Source organism: Gordonia phthalatica, from assembly GCF_001305675.1.
GTDB classification, from domain to species: Bacteria; Actinomycetota; Actinomycetes; order Mycobacteriales; family Mycobacteriaceae; genus Gordonia; species Gordonia phthalatica.
The window spans coordinates 875,573-891,733 of sequence record NZ_CP011853.1 but is presented as its reverse complement, the minus strand read 5'-3'; the positions used below and the strand labels follow the sequence as shown (position 1 = coordinate 891,733).

12 protein-coding genes are annotated in these 16,161 nt (G+C 68.9%); 1 reads left to right on the top strand and 11 read right to left on the bottom strand.

Annotated features, from left to right (window positions below; translation table 11 throughout):
* Position 1 precedes the first annotated feature (1 nt).
* The 9 genes from ACH46_RS04135 to sucC form a co-directional block, all read right to left on the bottom strand.
* The gene (locus ACH46_RS04135; RefSeq protein WP_062391808.1) at positions 2-2,083 is read right to left on the bottom strand and encodes an acetyl/propionyl/methylcrotonyl-CoA carboxylase subunit alpha; all 2,082 of its coding nucleotides are present in this window, start codon (positions 2,081-2,083) and stop codon (positions 2-4) included.
* Positions 2,084-2,094: 11 nt separating this feature from the next.
* The gene (locus ACH46_RS04130) at positions 2,095-3,660 is read right to left on the bottom strand and encodes a carboxyl transferase domain-containing protein (RefSeq protein WP_062391807.1); all 1,566 of its coding nucleotides are present in this window, start codon (positions 3,658-3,660) and stop codon (positions 2,095-2,097) included.
* Positions 3,661-3,801: 141 nt separating this feature from the next.
* Positions 3,802-4,416, bottom strand: a complete 615-nt coding sequence (locus ACH46_RS04125) for a TetR/AcrR family transcriptional regulator (protein WP_062391806.1) — start codon at positions 4,414-4,416, stop codon at positions 3,802-3,804.
* 13 nt (positions 4,417-4,429) lie between these two features.
* The gene (locus ACH46_RS04120; protein WP_226995757.1) at positions 4,430-5,779 is read right to left on the bottom strand and encodes a carboxyl transferase domain-containing protein; all 1,350 of its coding nucleotides are present in this window, start codon (positions 5,777-5,779) and stop codon (positions 4,430-4,432) included.
* Between the two features lie 41 nt (positions 5,780-5,820).
* Positions 5,821-6,561, bottom strand: coding sequence for a DUF5336 domain-containing protein (locus ACH46_RS04115; RefSeq protein ID WP_062391804.1), 741 nt, complete (start codon positions 6,559-6,561; stop codon positions 5,821-5,823).
* Positions 6,562-6,569: 8 nt separating this feature from the next.
* A complete protein-coding gene (locus tag ACH46_RS04110; protein WP_082399388.1) occupies positions 6,570-7,061 on the bottom strand; it encodes an RDD family protein in 492 nt (163 codons plus the stop codon).
* Positions 7,051-7,617, bottom strand: coding sequence for a hypothetical protein (locus tag ACH46_RS04105; protein WP_062391803.1), 567 nt, complete (start codon positions 7,615-7,617; stop codon positions 7,051-7,053). Before ACH46_RS04105 ends, ACH46_RS04110 begins: the two co-directional genes overlap by 11 nt.
* A gap of 99 nt (positions 7,618-7,716) precedes the next feature.
* Positions 7,717-8,619: a succinate--CoA ligase subunit alpha gene (sucD, locus tag ACH46_RS04100; RefSeq protein ID WP_062391802.1), complete on the bottom strand. Its 903-nt coding sequence runs from the start codon at positions 8,617-8,619 to the stop codon at positions 7,717-7,719.
* A 16-nt stretch (positions 8,620-8,635) separates the two neighbouring features.
* Positions 8,636-9,799: an ADP-forming succinate--CoA ligase subunit beta gene (gene sucC, locus ACH46_RS04095; RefSeq protein ID WP_062391801.1), complete on the bottom strand. Its 1,164-nt coding sequence runs from the start codon at positions 9,797-9,799 to the stop codon at positions 8,636-8,638.
* A gap of 299 nt (positions 9,800-10,098) precedes the next feature.
* On the opposite strand from sucC, the gene ACH46_RS04090 reads away from it, so the two are divergent.
* Positions 10,099-11,103: a M23 family metallopeptidase gene (locus ACH46_RS04090; RefSeq protein ID WP_082399386.1), complete on the top strand. Its 1,005-nt coding sequence runs from the start codon at positions 10,099-10,101 to the stop codon at positions 11,101-11,103.
* A 544-nt stretch (positions 11,104-11,647) separates the two neighbouring features.
* Here the strand turns inward: ACH46_RS04090 and ACH46_RS04085 are convergent.
* Positions 11,648-14,173 (bottom strand): UvrD-helicase domain-containing protein, encoded by a 2,526-nt coding sequence (locus ACH46_RS04085; protein WP_062391800.1) that lies wholly within the window; start codon positions 14,171-14,173, stop codon positions 11,648-11,650.
* A 45-nt stretch (positions 14,174-14,218) separates the two neighbouring features.
* The gene (locus tag ACH46_RS04080) at positions 14,219-16,051 is read right to left on the bottom strand and encodes a hypothetical protein (RefSeq protein WP_062391799.1); all 1,833 of its coding nucleotides are present in this window, start codon (positions 16,049-16,051) and stop codon (positions 14,219-14,221) included.
* Positions 16,052-16,161 lie beyond the last annotated feature (110 nt).

Genomic DNA, 16,161 nt, shown 5'->3' with positions numbered 1-16,161 from the left:
GTCAGTCGGCGGCGTGCTGGACCAGGGCGAGCAGCTGCTTGGCGTCCACCTTGTCGCCGACGCGCACCTTGATCGACGCGGTGCCGTCGATCGGGGCCCGCAGCGTGTGTTCCATCTTCATCGCCTCGACCACCACCAGCGGGTCGCCGGCCGCGACCTCGTCACCGTCGACGCCGGGGACGGCGACCACGGTGCCCGGCATGGGGCTCAGGACTCCGCCCGCGGCGTCGCTCTCATCGTCCTCCGCGAGCGCGCGCACCGTCTCGAGAATCCAGGTTCCGGGCTGGCCGGACACCCAGCGACGGCCGGTGCGTTCGTCGGCGAGGACACCCCAGCGGCGGGCGCGGCCGTCGAAGACGAGGTCGAAGACGCCGGGACGCACCTGCCGGAGACTCACGTCGCTCTGCCAGGGTTCACGGCCCGCACTGTCATCGTCTCCGTCGACGTACTCGATGGTGACGGCGGCGTCGACGACACCGGGGCGGGTGCGGGTGATCTGCGCGGAGACCGTGTACCGGCGGCCGCCCTCGGTGAGGCGGACGACGACGGGCGACGGTGCGCCGATGCGGAAGCCGAGCGCTGACGACCACAGGTCGTCGGGGTCGCCGAGGTCCAGCGCACCGAGGGTGGCGGCCACGAGGGCGCGCGGGTCGGCCTCAGGCGCGGCGTACTCGGCGCCGATGCGGTCGAGCAGTTCGGTGTCGAGTTCGCCGTCGCGGACCTTCGGGTGGGCCAGGACGTGGCGGCAGAAGTCGATGTTGCTGACGACGCCGAGGAGGCGGGTCTCGGCGAGGGCTTCGTCGAGCCGGTCCAGTGCCTCGTCGCGGTCGGCGCCGTAGGCGATGACCTTGGCGAGCATCGGGTCGTAATCGCTGCCGATCACCGAACCGGCGGCGACGCCGCTGTCGATGCGGACGCTGACGTCGTGGCGGGGCTCGTCGGAGGCGACCCGCGGCCACGACAGCCGCTCGATGGTGCCGCCCGTCGGGAGGAAGCCCTCCGCCGGATCCTCGGCGTAGACGCGGGCCTCCACGGCGTGCCCGGTCAGGACGATGTCGTCCTGGGTCAACGACAGGGCCTCACCGCGCGCCACGCGGATCTGCTGTTCGACGAGGTCGACGCCGGTCACCATCTCGGTGACGGGGTGCTCCACCTGGAGGCGGGTGTTCATCTCCATGAAGAAGAACCGGTCGGGCCGGTGCGCGGACACGATGAACTCGACGGTGCCCGCGCCGGTGTAGCCGACAGACCGGGCCGCGTCGCACGCCGCGGCGCCGATCCGGGCGCGGGTGGCCTCGTCGAGCAGGGCCGACGGCGCCTCCTCGATGACCTTCTGGTGACGACGCTGCAGTGAGCATTCGCGTTCGCCGAGGTGGATCACGTTGCCGTGCTCGTCGGCCAGGACCTGCACCTCGATGTGGCGCGGGGTCTCGACGAAGTGCTCCAGGAACAGGGTGTCGTCGCCGAAGGCGGAGGCGGCCTCGCGGCGCGCGGTGACGAGGGCTTCGGGCAGGCCCGCGGGGTCTTCGACGCGGTGCATGCCCTTGCCGCCGCCGCCGGCGCTCGGCTTGATGAGGACTGGGAAGCCGACGCCCTCCGAGCCGTCGATGAGTTCCTGGTCGGTCAGGCCGGGACGGGAGATGCCGGGGACCACGGGGACGTCACGCTCGGTGACGGCCGCGCGGGCGGTGATCTTGTCGCCCATCGTGGCGATCGCCGAGGCGGGCGGCCCGATGAAGACGATGCCCGCGTCGGCAAGAGCCTGTGCGAACTGCTGGTTCTCGGACAGGAAGCCGTAGCCGGGGTGGACGGCGTCGGCACCGGTGATGCGGGCGGCGTCGACGACGGCGTCGATCAGCAGGTAGCTCTGCGTCGCGGCGGCGGGTCCGAGGCGGACGGCCTCGTCTGCGGCCTTGACATGCGGGGCGTCGACGTCGGCGTCGGAGTAGACGGCGACGGACTTGATGCCCATCTGGTGGAGGGTGGCGATGACGCGGCACGCGATCTCGCCGCGGTTGGCCACGAGGACCTTGCGGATGCTGCGCGTGCGGGCGCCGGGGGTGCGGGTGTCAGTGGTGTTCATGTTCTGGTCTCTCACATCCGGAAGACGCCGTAGGCGGGGTCGCTGCAGGGCGCGTAGCGGCAGGCCTCCAGGGCCAGGCCGAGCACGGTGCGGGTGTCGGCGGGGTCGATGATCCCGTCGTCCCACAGTCGCGCGGTGGAGTAGTAGGCGTCGGACTGTTCCTCGAACTGCTTGCGGATCGGTTCCTTGAAGGCCTCTTCCTCGTCCGCCGACCAGGTACCGCCGGAGCGTTCGATGCTGCCGCGGCGGACGGTCGCGAGGGTGTCCGCGGCCTGCGGGCCGCCCATCACCGAGATGCGGGCGTTGGGCCACATCCACAGGAACCGCGGCGAGTAGGCGCGGCCGCACATGGAGTAGTTGCCGGCACCGAACGAGCCTCCGATCATCACGGTCAGCTTGGGGACGCGGGCGCAGGCGACGGCGTTGACCATCTTGGCGCCGTTCTTGGCGATGCCGCCCTCCTCGTACTGGCGGCCGACCATGAAGCCGGTGATGTTCTGCAGGAAGATCAGCGGGATCCGGCGCTGGTCGCAGAGTTCGATGAAGTGCGCGCCCTTGAGCGCAGACTCGCTGAAGAGGACGCCGTTGTTGGCGACGAAGCCCACCGGATGGCCGTGGAGGGTGGCGAACGCGGTGATCAGCGACTCGCCGTAGCCCGCCTTGAACTCGCTGTACTCGCCGCCGTCGGACAGGATCTCGATGACCTCGCGGACGTCGTACGGGATCCGCGAATCGGTGGGGACGACGTCGTAGATGTCGGTCTGCGCGCGCTTCGGGGTGCGGGTGGGCACGGTGTCCCACTGCGCCGGCTCGCGCGGGCCGAAGGTCTTGACGATCTCGCGGACCTTGGCGAGCGCCTGCTCATCGTTGTCGACGAGGTGGTCGGTGACGCCGGAGACGGTGGAGTGCATGGTGCCGCCGCCGAGCTCCTCGGCGGTGACGTCCTCGCCGGTCGCGGCCTTCACCAGCGGCGGGCCTGCCAGGAAGATGGTGCCCTGGTTGCGGACGATCACGTTCTCGTCGCTCATCGCGGGGACGTAGGCGCCGCCTGCGGTGGACGAGCCGAGAACCGCGGAGATCTGCGGGATGCCCGCGGCGCTCATGGTGGCCTGGTTGAAGAAGATGCGGCCGAAGTGCTCGCGGTCCGGGAACACCTCCTCCTGGTTCAGGAGCATGGCGCCGCCGGAGTCGACGAGGTAGATGCAGGGCAGTCGGTTCTGCGCGGCGATCTCCTGCGCGCGCAGATGCTTCTTGACGGTGACCGGGTAGTAGGTGCCGCCGGAGACGGTGGCGTCGTTGGCGACGATCATGCACTCGCGGCCGTGGATGCGGCCGATGCCCGCGACCACGCCGGCGGCGGGAGCCTTGTCGTTGTACATGCCGTTGGCGGCCAGCGGGGCCACCTCCAGGAACGGCGAGCCCGGGTCGATCAGGCCGTCGATGCGATCGCGCGGAAGCAGCTTGCCACGGGAGAGATGGCGTGCGCGCGCCTTCTCTCCCCCGCCCTGCGCGGCGGCCAGCAGCCGGTTCCGCAGCACATCGACGTTGGCCAGGTGCGCTTCGGTTGAGGTCGTCACCGTCGTGCCCGCCTTTCAGTTAGTTTTCATTAACTGAAATTGAGGATAGGTGAGTGCGGCCACATTTTCCAGTGGTCTGCGAGATGAGTTTCCCGAATGTTCGCGCCGACGTCAGGGACTTTCCGCGACCGATTCCGGCGATCAGCCGTCGAGGGCGCGCAGTGCCATGCCGATCAGCAGGTCGCGCAAGCGATCCGGCGCAAACGCGGGCAGGCGCGGTGAGGAGTTGAGCAGGCCGAATATCGCGTGGATCCGCACCCGGGCCTCGACGGCCTCCAATTCGGCGCCCCGCTCGGTCGCGCGCTCACACAGGACCCGCACCCACTCCTCCACGTAGCGACGCTGCAGCGACCGCACCCGGTACCGGGCGTCCTCGGACAGGGAGAACAGGTCGCGGTCCTGCACGCTGATCAGATCGGGGCGGGTCACCAGAACGTCGATGTGGAACTCGATGAGGCGGTGCAGGCGGTCGTCGGGCGACCCGGGCGACGACGCCGCCGCCACTCCCCCCTCGTGGAGCTGTTCGGAGACGTCGACGAGGATCGTGTCGAGCAGGTCGGTCTTCGACGCGAAGTGCCGGTACATGGCCGGACCGCTGATGCCGACGTCCGCGCCGATGTCCTCCAACCGCACGCCCTGGTATCCGCGCAGCGCGAACTGGCGGGCGGCGGAGGCGAGGATCTCCACGCGGCGTGCAGCTTTCGCCTGTTCGCGACGGGTCGCCGGGCGCGGCGGCGTGACGGGATCGGATGACATGGCGGTGCCGACTCTACCGCCCGACCCGCACCCGCCCGGCCCGATCGGGCTGCGGATCCGACGCGGCCCAAGCGTCGATCCGTGCGACGAGTTCGTCCACCGTGTCGGCGACGGCGTCGAGAATCCCCAGCTCACGAAGGTCGCGGGACCAGATGTGCTGCTCTCGCGCCATCGTCGGCGCATGGTCGACATCGCCGTGCATGATGATGCTGGCCCCTTCCGGCGGCAGCGGTGAGAGCCACGCGTCCGACGCGGCGATCCGCAGGTCGGTCGGGAACATCGCCAGTGCCGCGCCGCCGGTCCCCTGCCCCAGCAGGATGGACGCGGTCGGCACGCGCGCCCCGAGGAGTTCGGCGGTGCAGTGCGCGATCTGCCTGGCCAGTCCCGACTCCTCCGCGTCGGCGGACAGCTCTCCGCCGCTGGTGTCGACGACGGTCACGAGGGGCAGCGACCACCGGTCGGCGAGCTCGATCGCGCGCCGGGCGACGCGCAGTTCGGGCGCCGAGATCAGATGGCCGGCGGACTGCACGCCGCGATCCTGCCCGACCAGGACGGTCGGTCGGCTGCCGAAGCGGGCGATCGAGAAGCGGATGGGTCCGTCACCGGCGACGTGGAGTGCACCAAGGTGTGCCTCGAGGGCTCCGAGACCGGTTCGCCCCCGCACCCTGGTCGCTTCCACCGCCGCCCACGCATCGTCGACCCCTACCGCGGCCAGCGACCCCACGCGGCCGGTTCGGACGGCCTCGGCGGCCGGGTCGAGCGCTTCGAGCAGTCTGGCGAGTCGTCGCCCCAGGGCGGCGGGCGCGAAGACCTCGTCGATGAAGCCGAGGCGCCGCAGGTTGTCGGAGTACTGGACGCCCGGCGGGAACGGCTCCCCGTAGATGCCCGCGTACACCTTGGGGCCCAGGAAGCCGGTCAGCGCACCGGGTTGCGCCCAGATGGCGTCGCCCAGCGAACCCCACGAGGCGAAGACGCCGCCGGTGGTGGGATGCCGGAGGTACACCAGGTACGGCAGGCCCGCGTCGCGGTGGTCGTTTACGACCGCCGTGATCGCGGACATCTGCAGGAACGCGGGAGTGCCCTCCTGCATGCGGGTGCCGCCCGAGGCGGGCATCGCGAGGATCGGAAGTCGTTCGGCGGTCGCGCGGCGGACGGCGTCGGCGATCCGCTGACCGGCGACGGCGCCGATCGATCCGCCGGCGACACCGAACTCGCTGACCACCAGGGCCACCGGTCGACCGCCCGCGGTACCGCGGCCGGTCAGCACCGACTCCACCTCGCCGGGCCGATCCCACGATTCCCAGGACTCCGGGTCCAACGCCGCGTCGATCATGGCGTTCGCATCCGGTCGATCAACTCGCATGTGTCCGATGATGCCTCACCGGGCCCCGGCGCGAGGGCCGGTCAGAACCCCAGACGGGGCGGGAATCCGGGACCGGCGGGCGGCGCTTGTCCGCCGGGCTGGACCGGGCCGCTCGGCCGGTCGTCCATACCGTCCAACACCGCGGCCACCACCAGGAGCGCGGCCTGCAGGAACCCGAAGATCAGCGCCACATAGGCACCGGCGCCGAGCGAGATGAACGGCGGCAGCCCCAGGGCGCAGACGAACAGGCCCAGCCAGCCGACGACCGCCAGAAACGCCAGATACGGCAGGAAGTGGCGCAGCTTCGGCGCGATGAGACCCGCGCTCGCCACCGCGACAGCACCCAGCAGCAGGAAGAACCAGCCGGGACTCAAGACCAGCGAGGGCGTCAGATACGCCGGAATGCTGACGCTGTCACCGAGTTCGTTGGCCCAGTTCTCGGCCTTCCGGTCGATGGTGTCGGTGATGGTGATCCACCCGAGGAACCCCATGAAGAAGGTGATGATGCCCGCCACCGACGCCGTCAACGCCATCAGCGCGGGGCGCGGAAGTCGACTGACGAAGGACGGCCGCGGAGCCACCGGCATCGGGCCGAAGCCCGGCCCGTAGGGCTGCCCCTGTGGCGGTTGGGGGAAGCCCGTCTGCGGACCGGCGGCGTAGGTGGGCACCGCTTGCGTCTGGTCGGACCACGACGGTGCCGCCGCCCAGCGCTCGGACTCGGGTCCGGGTGGGCCGGTCGGGTTCTGCCGCTCCGCGTGGCCCGGTTCCTGTGGATTCGTCATGCCGGTATCTAATCACCCGACTCGGACAGTGGGAAGGCGTCGACTCGAGCACCGCGTCGCGTCGTCTGCTGTGGCGTCGTCCTGTACACCACCGTCGTGCGCAGCACGGTGTCCTGCAGCGACAGCCGCTTCGGGGAGAGCACCACCCAGAACAGCCCGATCGGGAACGCCACGCAGGCGGCGGCGCGCAGCACCGCCTGGGCCACGTGCAGTCGGCGTCCGCTGATCCGGACCACGCGCAGCCCCATCATCACGGCACCGATGGTGCGGCCCGTCGACATCCAGCAGAGAGCCAGATACAGGAACGACGCGACGACGAAACCGGTGGTCGTGAACCACCAGCCGATCTGCGGGAACGTGAAGGTCCGGACGTCGAGAGCGAACAGCAGCAGAGTGGTGCCCAGGTAGCCGCCGCCGAGGACCGCGGCAACGATCACCACGTCGATGACCGCGGCGATGAGTCTGCTGACTATGCCAGCGGTCCGGAGTTCACTCGTCATCGGTGGGCTTCCGCCGAAGGACGCGGTTCACGAAGCCCTCGACGGCGTCGTCCGCCCGCTCACTGCTGCTGCGCACGTCGGAGATCATCTCGGTGGTCACCGTCGACGACGCGTCGCGCACGATGGCCGACAGGTCGACCCCGTCGATCACGCGGTTGCCGACGGTCACGAGATCGACGCGGGCGAGCACGCCGTCGATGTCGACTCCGCGCACCGCCTTGTCGATGTCGACGCGGTCGATCACGGCGTCGACGTCGACTGTCGCGAGCACCGGGTTCAGGTCGAGCCGTTGGAGAACCGGGTTGAGATCGAGACGCGCGAGGATCGGATTCAGGTCGATTCCGTCGAGAACCGCCTGGATGTCGAGGCGCTTGATCAGGGCGTCGAGGTCGACCGACTGCAGGACCCGGTCCAGGTCGACGGCGGCGATCAGCACCTCGGTCAGGTCCACCTCTTCGGTGAGGAAGGTGATCGCCTCGGCCAACACTCCGCGGATCACCGCGCGCGGGACGCCGATCGCACGATTCACCGTGCCGGTCACCAGTTCCGTTATCACCGCTTGATTATGGCGCAGACGCCCAGCGCCCCGGGCGGCATTGCTGCCGCGCCGGGGCGCTGGGGGATCAAGCGGTCGGCCCGGAGGCCGAGGGTTCGATCAGAGTGCTGCGAAGAGCTCGCGTGCCAGTGCGGCGGTCTCGCTCGGCGTCTTGCCGACCTTGACGCCTGCGGCCTCGAGGGCCTCCTTCTTGGCCTGCGCGGTGCCGGAGCTGCCGGAGACGATGGCGCCGGCGTGGCCCATGGTCTTGCCCTCCGGAGCCGTGAAGCCCGCGACGTAGCCGACGACCGGCTTGGTGACGTTGGCCTTGATGTACTCGGCCGCACGCTCCTCGGCGTCGCCGCCGATCTCGCCGATCATGACGATGAGCTTGGTCTCCGGGTCGTTCTCGAAGGCCTCGATGGCGTCGATGTGCGTGGTGCCGATGACCGGGTCGCCGCCGATGCCGATGGCGCTCGAGAAGCCGAGGTCACGCAGCTCGTACATCATCTGGTAGGTCAGGGTGCCCGACTTCGACACGAGGCCGATCGGGCCCTTGCCGGTGATGTTGTTCGGGGTGATGCCGACCAGGGCCTCGCCCGGCGTGATGATGCCGGGGCAGTTCGGGCCGATGATGCGGGTCTTCTCGCCCTTGTCGACGTTGTACGCCCAGGCGTACGCCGAGTCCTGGACGGGGATGCCCTCGGTGATGACCACGAGCAGCGGGATCTCCGCGTCGATGGCCTCGATGATGGCGTCCTTCGAGAAGGCGGGGGGCACGAAGGCGATCGAGGTGTCGGCCCCGGTCTTCTCCATGGCCTCGGCGACCGACGCGAACACCGGCAGCTCGACGGCGTTGCCGTCGGCGTCGACGTGCGACACGGTGGTGCCGGCCTTGCGGGCATTGACGCCGCCGACGACGTTGGTGCCGGCCTTCAGCATCAGCGCGGTGTGCTTGGTGCCCTCGCCGCCGGTGATGCCCTGGACGATGACCTTGTTGTTCTTGTTCAGGTAGATCGACATGAGTCTGCTTCGTCTCCTACTTGTTCGCCAGCTCGGCGGCCTTGTCGGCGCCGGCGTCCATGGTCTCGGCCACGGTCACCAGCGGGTGGTTGGCCTCAGCGAGGATCTTGCGACCCTCCTCGACCTTGTTGCCGTCGAGACGGACGACCAGCGGCTTGCTGGCGGCGTCGCCCAGCTTGGCGAGCGCGCCGATGATGCCGTTGGCGACCGCGTCACAGGCGGTGATGCCGCCGAAGACGTTCACGAAGACGCTCTTGACCTGCTCGTCACCGAGGATGACGTCGAGACCCGCGGCCATGACGTCGGCCGATGCGCCGCCGCCGATGTCCAGAAAGTTGGCGGGCTTGACGCCGCCGTGGTTCTCGCCCGCGTAGGCGACGACGTCGAGGGTCGACATGACCAGACCGGCACCGTTACCGATGACACCGACCTGTCCGTCGAGCTTGACGTAGTTGAGGTCGTTCTCCTGAGCCTTGAGCTCGAGGGGATCGGTCGCGTCCTTGTCCTGGAAGTCCGCGTGGCCGGCCTGACGGAAGTCGGCGTTGCCGTCCAGGGTCACCTTGCCGTCGAGGGCGAGGATCTGGTCGTCCGGGGTGCGGACGAGCGGGTTGACCTCGACCAGCAGGGCGTCTTCGGCGACGAAGGTCTCCCAGAGCTTCTGGATGGTCACGGCTGCGGCGTCGAGGACCTCGGCGGGCAGGTGTCCCTTCTCGGCGATCTCGCGAGCGAACGCGAGGTCGACGCCCTTGACTGCGTCGACGGCGATCTTGGCGAGGCGCTCGGGCTTGGTGGCCGCGACCTCTTCGATCTCCATGCCGCCCTCGACCGAGCACATGGCCAGGTAGGTGCGGTTCGCGCGGTCAAGCAGGAACGAGATGTAGTACTCCTCCGCGATGTCACTGGCCTCGGCAACGAGGAGGCGCTTGACAACGTGGCCCTTGATATCGAGCCCGAGGATGTTTTCAGCGTGCGTCTGTGCGTCATCAGGGGTCGCGGCGTACTTGACGCCACCCGCCTTACCACGGCCGCCGACCTTGACCTGCGCCTTGATCATCACGGGCTTACCGATTTCCTCGGCAATCGCGCGCGCATCAGCGGCAGTATCGGTCACCCGACCGGGTGTGGTGGGTACCCCATGCTTGGCGAACAGTTCCTTCGCCTGGTATTCGAAGAGATCCATTCAGCTCACCATCTGAAGTAATGTTCCGCCCGCTTCGGTGTAACGCGGGCCATAGGCGACTCTAATGCCCCGAGCCCATCGCTTTTGCACCTCCCCCCAACCTTGTGCGAATAATCACGCCCTACTCGCCAGTAACCCATATGCACCGAAGATTCCGCCGTTGAGCAGCCAGAATGAGGAGTGGAGGCAACCCGCCGGTAGACTTCACGCTTGGCGTTCGTTACCGTCAGTGGGGTTGGTAACGACTAGGTCACGACATGGACACCCCTGACAGGGCGTCTGCGTGAAATGCGATTGAGGTGAACGACTTGGCAACACGGAGCCTTCTCGACCGTGAGGACACGGCTGCTCGCCAAGACGTCTCTGCACCCATCGACACCCCCGCCACCCACGACTTTCCGCTCCCGTCGCGCCGCTTGCGCCTGGGCCTGGGCGGCGACGCCGTCCGTGACGACGCCGGACCGATCAGCGACACCGTCAGCACCACCGAGATCCTTCTGCCTGCGGAGACGCAGCTCGACGACGCTCCCGAGGCCGCTCCGGCCGCGGTGCGACCGAAGCCGCGGCACCGCCTGCAGGCACCGCCCGCTGCCCTGCGTGCACGCACTGCACTGCTGGCGATCGCCGCCGGGGCCACCGCGATGGCGGTCACCGGTTCGGCGGGCGACAGCCAGCCGAGCCCGTTGGCTTCGACTCCCGCACCGGCACCCACTCCGGCCGCGAACGTCACGCCCGCCGCGAATGTGACGAACGATGCGTCTGCTCCGCGGGCCGTCGGTTCCGCGTCGAACGCCGACCTCTCCGACCTCGACTCGCAGTTGGCGATCGGCACCGCCGACCAGAAGGCGAAGGCCGCGGCCGAAGCCGCGAAGCGCAAGCCGCTGGTCGTGAGCCCGCTGCCGCTCGGCGTCTACCAGCTGACCTCGGCGTTCGCGCCGCGGTGGGGTTCGTTCCACGGCGGCATCGACATGGCCGCCCCGCTGGGCACGCCGATTCACGCGGCGACCGACGGCGTCGTCGTCGCGGCCGGCCCGGCGTCGGGTTACGGCAACTGGATTCAGATCAAGGCTCCGGACGGCACCATCACGATGTACGGCCACATGTCGGCGTCGGGCGTGAACGTGTCGAAGGGCGAGAAGGTCACCGCGGGCGACGTCATCGGACTGGTCGGCAGCGAGGGCTTCTCGACAGGCCCGCACCTCCACTTCGAGAAGTGGATCCCGAAGGGCGGCCACATGGTGAAGGTCGATCCCGCTCCCTGGCTCGCGAAGGAAGGCGTCAAGCTCTCCGCGCTGACGAACTGAGACTTACAGAACGAGGCCCCGCACCGCCAGGTGCGGGGCTTTTCGCTCCTCTCGCCCACATCCGCGTCTCCCACCAACACTTGCGTCGTCCCAGACGACGCATCTGTCGCCGGCAGACGCAACTCCAGTCCCCGACAGACGCATCTACGCATCCGCGTAGTTCACCGAGATCGCGTAGTTCACCGAGATCCGCGTAGTTCAGAACTACGCGGATCCCGCCGAGTTACGCGGATACGGGATCGGTGGTGACCGCGTCACCGATGCGGACCTCCAGCCGATCGTCACGTGATTTCGACACGCTCCTCACTACGTTCGTCGCGGCTCAATCAGCGATGGAGGCACCAACCCGCAACGTAAGAAGACGCTGGGACCCAGATCAAACAAAAGGGTCACGACGACGGCCGGGAAACGCTGGAACGGCCCGGAGAGGGGCGCCGAGCAAGTTTTCGTCGAGCTCTCCGCAGGGACGAGGCGCTAGCCGAGGAGCGAGGACTGCCGAGGAAAGAACTTCTCGCGTCGCCGATCTCCCCGCCAAGCCACAGAACTACAGCTTCTCCCCAGGCAACCCGCCAACAGTCATCAGCGTGACCCGCCCCACGCTGCCTCCGAAGTCGAACGTGATCCGTTCGGTGACGCCGCTGCCTTCCTTGGCGACGGCCTTCCCCATGCCGTACTGGGGGTGGTTCATGCGGTCGCCGATCTCGTAGTGGACGTTCTTGTTGCGGCCGCGGGTGGGGTCGGAGGAGTACGACGACCGCCCGCGCATGCCGGAACCGAAGCCGCCGTCGGAACCCCCGAACGACGAACCCCCGAACGACGATCCGCCACGGGTGGAGCCGAACCCGAAGCTGCCGCCGCGGGAGCCGTGGTCGCGCATGCCGCGTTTGGGTTCGGTGCGTCGCCAGTCGATGAGGTGCTGCGGGATCTCTTGGAGGAAGCGGGATTCGGGGTTGGAGACCGGCTGCCCCCAGGAGGCACGCGACATGGCTCGGGTCAGGTACAGCTTCTCCCGGGCCCGGGTGATGCCGACGTAGGCGAGGCGTCGTTCCTCGCTGAGTTCGGCGGGATCGCCGAGGGCGCGCATGTGCGGAAAGTGGCCGTCTTCCCAACCGGTGACGAAGACGACGGGGAACTCCAGACCCTTGGCGGTGTGGAGGGTCATCATCGTGACGACGCCCTCCCCTTCGTCGGGGACCTGGTCGGCGTCGGCGACGAGCGAGACCTTCTCGAGGAAGGCGGCGAGCGAACCGGGCTCGGGTTCGCCGTCGCCGACGATCTCTCCGTCCTCGTCGGTCTCGTCGTCGGGTGCCTCTTCGGCGGCCTGGGCGGCCTCGGCGCTGAAGTCCCGGGCGACGGCGATGAGCTCGTTGAGGTTGTCGAGCCGGGCTGCGTCCTGCGGGTCGTTGGAGCCTTCGAGTTCGGCGCGGTAGCCGCTGCGGTCGACGATGGCGTCGACGAGTTCGCCGATGTCGGCGCCTTCGGTGGTGGCGTCGGCGACGGCGTCGTCGACCTGCTCGCCTCCGACGGCACCGAACGCCATCAGGAAGTCGCTGCGGAAGCCTTCGATGAGGTTGACGAACGAGGTGATCTGTTTGACGGCGCGGGTGTTGAGGAGCGCGACGCGGTTCTCGGTGGCGTCGACGAGCGCCTGGTAGAAGCTGATGCCGAGGTTCTCGGCGTGCACGGCGACGCAGGCCTCGGCGCGGTCGCCGATGCCGCGGCGCGGGGTGTTGAGGATCCGGCGGAGGCTGACCGCGTCGTCCGGGTTGGCGACCACGCGCAGGTAGGCGACGATGTCGCGGACCTCCTTGCGCTCATAGAACTTGGTTCCGCCGACCACCTTGTAGGGGATGCCGTGGCGGACGAAGACCTCTTCCAGCGAGCGCGAGCCGGTGTTGGTTCGGTAGAAGACGGCGACGTCGGCGTAGGTGTGGCTGGCCGATCCGCCGATCGAGTAGTCGACGAGCTCTTCGATCTGCTTGGCGATGAAGGCGGACTCGTCGCGGTCGGAGTCGGCGACGTAGCCGACGATGAGGTCGCCGTCGCCGGAATCGGTCCACAGCTTCTTCTCGCGGCGGCCCGCGTTGCGGGAGATGACGGCGTTGGCCGCGGACAGGATGGTCTGCGTGGAGCGGTAGTTCTGCTCCAGGAGGATGGTCTCGGCGTCCGGGTAGTCGCGCTCGAACTCCTCGATGTTGCGGATCGTCGCACCGCGGAAGGCGTAGATGGACTGGTCGGCGTCACCGACCACGCACAGTTCGGACGGCTCCAGTCCGGACTCGGTGACCTTCTCGCCGACCAGTTCTCGGACCAGCACGTACTGCGCGTGGTTGGTGTCCTGGTACTCGTCGATCAGGACGTGCCGGAAGCGGCGACGGTAGTACTCGGCGACGTTGGGGTGCCGTTGCAGCAGGGAGACGGTCTCGCCGATGAGGTCGTCGAAGTCGAAGGCGTTGGCCGCGGCCAGGCGCCGCTGGTACTCGGCGTAGATCTGCGCGATGGCACCCGCGGTGAGGTCGGTGTTGCCTTCGGCAGCGGCCTCGGCCGCGGCGTCGTCGGGGTCTTTGAGCTCGTTCTTGAAGTTCGAGATCTGCGTGCCGACGCCGCGGGGACTGAACTTCTTGGGGTCGAGTTCCAGGTCGCGGACCACCATGCCGATGAGGCGGCGGGAGTCGTCGGCATCGTAGATGGAGAAGTTGGAGTTGCGGTTCCCGAGCAGCCCCGACTGGGCGCGGAGGATCCGCACGCAGGTGGAATGGAAGGTCGACACCCACATGTAGGCGGCGCGCGGTCCGACGAGGTCGATGACGCGTTCGCGCATCTCGGCCGCCGCCTTGTTGGTGAAGGTGATCGCCAGGATCTGTCCGGGCGTCACGTCGCGCTCGGCGAGCAGGAACGCGATGCGGCGGGTCAGCACGGCGGTCTTGCCCGAGCCCGCACCGGCGACGATCAGCAGCGGGGATCCCGCGTGCAGGACGGCTTCTCGTTGCTGCGGGTTGAGTCCGTCGAGGAGTTCGCGTCCCCGGTCGCTCAGCGTGGTCTCGGTCGCGGCAGCAAGTGAAGTGTTCATGGCCTGTCCAGGCTACCCGCGGGCACCGACAAGTAAGACTTGCAGCTACGGCACCAGCGCCGCCATCGCGGGCTCGCCGAGGCGACCGTCGCCGGTGTGCAGGCGCAGCCCGGGCGTGACCGGGCGGATCTGCACGGCGTCGCCGTGACCGTCGAGTTGAACGTAGAGCGCGTGCAGGCCCGCGCGAACGGGTGCCTGCACGGGCAGGCCGCCCTCCAACCGGAGTTCGACGACCCCGTCGCGGTCGGCGCAGTAGCTGAAGCCGACGGTGAACTTCCAGTCCAGCAGCGGTCCGCTGAGGGGCAGCTGCGCGGGTCCGTCGATCCCCGGCTTCGCGCAACTCCCCCGACTCGGCTTGAACGTGCGGGTCGGGGTCACGGCGCCGGCGACCAGCTTCCCGTCGGGGTCGAGGACTTTCAGTTGATCGGTCACGTTCCCGAAGTCGGGCCGCTGGGCGACCCGCCCGAAGACGTGACTGATCATGTTGTTCGGGTAGGCGACCGGCAGCAGGACCTCCAGCGGGACCGGCTGGTCGAACATCACCTTGCCGTCCATCTGCGCCAGCGAGGCCCGGGCGTTGGCGAGGTACTCGCCGGTGGGATCGTCGCGCCACGACTGCCCGTACGACATCGTCGCGACCATCGCCGACACCGTGACCAGCACGCCGCCGACCACACCGACCGTGGCGAGCCGCCGGCTCGGCGCCGGTGCGTCGGCCGTGTGCGCGCCGACGTCGCGCGGCGCGGCGGCCAGAAGCGCGAACGCGATGGCGAGGACGAGCGCGGTGTCGGGCAGGTAGCGCATGGTCTGAGCGAGTTCGAGGGCGGTGTTGTCGCTGGAGCGGTTCCACATCACCGGGATCTGCGCGCCGACCGCGTACAGCAGGGTGAACACCCAGATCATCGGGGCTCCGCGCTTGGTCTTCACGGTCGCGGCGATCACCGCGACCAGCACGACCCAGCCCGCCACGATCATCCACACGGACGGGAAGCCCATCGGCGGTGACGGCGTCCACCGGTCCCACGACCACGGTCCGCCGACCAGCGACGGGACGATCGCGTTGTTGACGCTCCGCCACACCAGGTGGGCCGTCTGCCCGAGGGAGTGCACCCCGGCGGTGGCGGTCGAGGTCGCCAGGAACAGCACGGTCCACGCCACGAAGATCCCACCGAGCGTGAGCCACAGCGTCCGGGCGCGCAGGAAGGTCTGGGTGAGCGGCGACTGCCGGTAGTCCACTTCCCCACCGGACCACTGGGGGCGGGTGGCACCGCGCAGCGCGAGCAGCGCGGCGACGAAGGCCACAGGAAGGATGAACAGCGACTTCTCGAAGAACAGCAGTGCGACGACGAACGCCGCCACCGCCCCGATCGTCAGCCGTCGACCACGCCGACCGTCGGGCCGGTCGCGCACCAGGATCACCACGTTGGCCACCACCACGGCCATCACGATCTGCATCGGCAGGGTGTTGAGGGCGGCCGCCCACCAGATGTAGCCGGCCACGGTCATCGGCGTGAACAGGTAGAACGCGAGCGCGGCCAGTCCCCAGCCGGGCGCGCGAGGGGCCAGAGCGCGGATCATCCGCCACACCGCGAACGACGCCGCAGCCTGCAGCACCACCAGGGTCGCCGCCGGCAACCACCACTGGACGGGTGCGAGCAGCGTGGTGACGCCCGCGACCAGGAAGGCCCCGGGCATGAAGTGCCCGTCGTGGCTGTGCCCGAGGAAGTCCCAGCTCAGGATGGAGTGCGACGACGCGCGGCCGATCAGCACCAGGTCGTCCCAGTAGAAGTCGCCCCACGCCACCAGTACGGCGCGGACGACGAGTTGCGCCGCGATCAGCGCCAGTGCAATGGTTCCGGCTCTTCTGGCGGTGATCATTCCGTGGGTTCTCCTCTGCGTCGCCCCGGGACGGATGTGTTCGACTCTCGCGGCCACACCCTACGCGCCGTCCTCAACGCCGATCGCGCGTGGCAAAATCAGAAACCGTG

Excerpts from the sequence above, each read along its gene's own strand:
- ACH46_RS04135 (WP_062391808.1), bottom strand. The coding sequence starts at position 2,083 with ATGAACACCACTGACACCCGCACCCCCGGCGCCCGCACGCGCAGCATC.
- ACH46_RS04125 (WP_062391806.1), bottom strand. The coding sequence starts at position 4,416 with ATGTCATCCGATCCCGTCACGCCGCCGCGCCCGGCGACCCGTCGCGAA.
- ACH46_RS04120 (WP_226995757.1), bottom strand. The coding sequence starts at position 5,779 with ATGCGAGTTGATCGACCGGATGCGAACGCCATGATCGACGCGGCGTTG.
- ACH46_RS04115 (WP_062391804.1), bottom strand. The coding sequence starts at position 6,561 with ATGACGAATCCACAGGAACCGGGCCACGCGGAGCGGCAGAACCCGACC.
- ACH46_RS04110 (WP_082399388.1), bottom strand. The coding sequence starts at position 7,061 with ATGACGAGTGAACTCCGGACCGCTGGCATAGTCAGCAGACTCATCGCC.
- sucD (WP_062391802.1), bottom strand. The coding sequence starts at position 8,619 with ATGTCGATCTACCTGAACAAGAACAACAAGGTCATCGTCCAGGGCATC.
- sucC (WP_062391801.1), bottom strand. The coding sequence starts at position 9,799 with ATGGATCTCTTCGAATACCAGGCGAAGGAACTGTTCGCCAAGCATGGG.
- ACH46_RS04085 (WP_062391800.1), bottom strand. The coding sequence starts at position 14,173 with ATGAACACTTCACTTGCTGCCGCGACCGAGACCACGCTGAGCGACCGG.
- ACH46_RS04080 (WP_062391799.1), bottom strand. The coding sequence starts at position 16,051 with ATGATCACCGCCAGAAGAGCCGGAACCATTGCACTGGCGCTGATCGCG.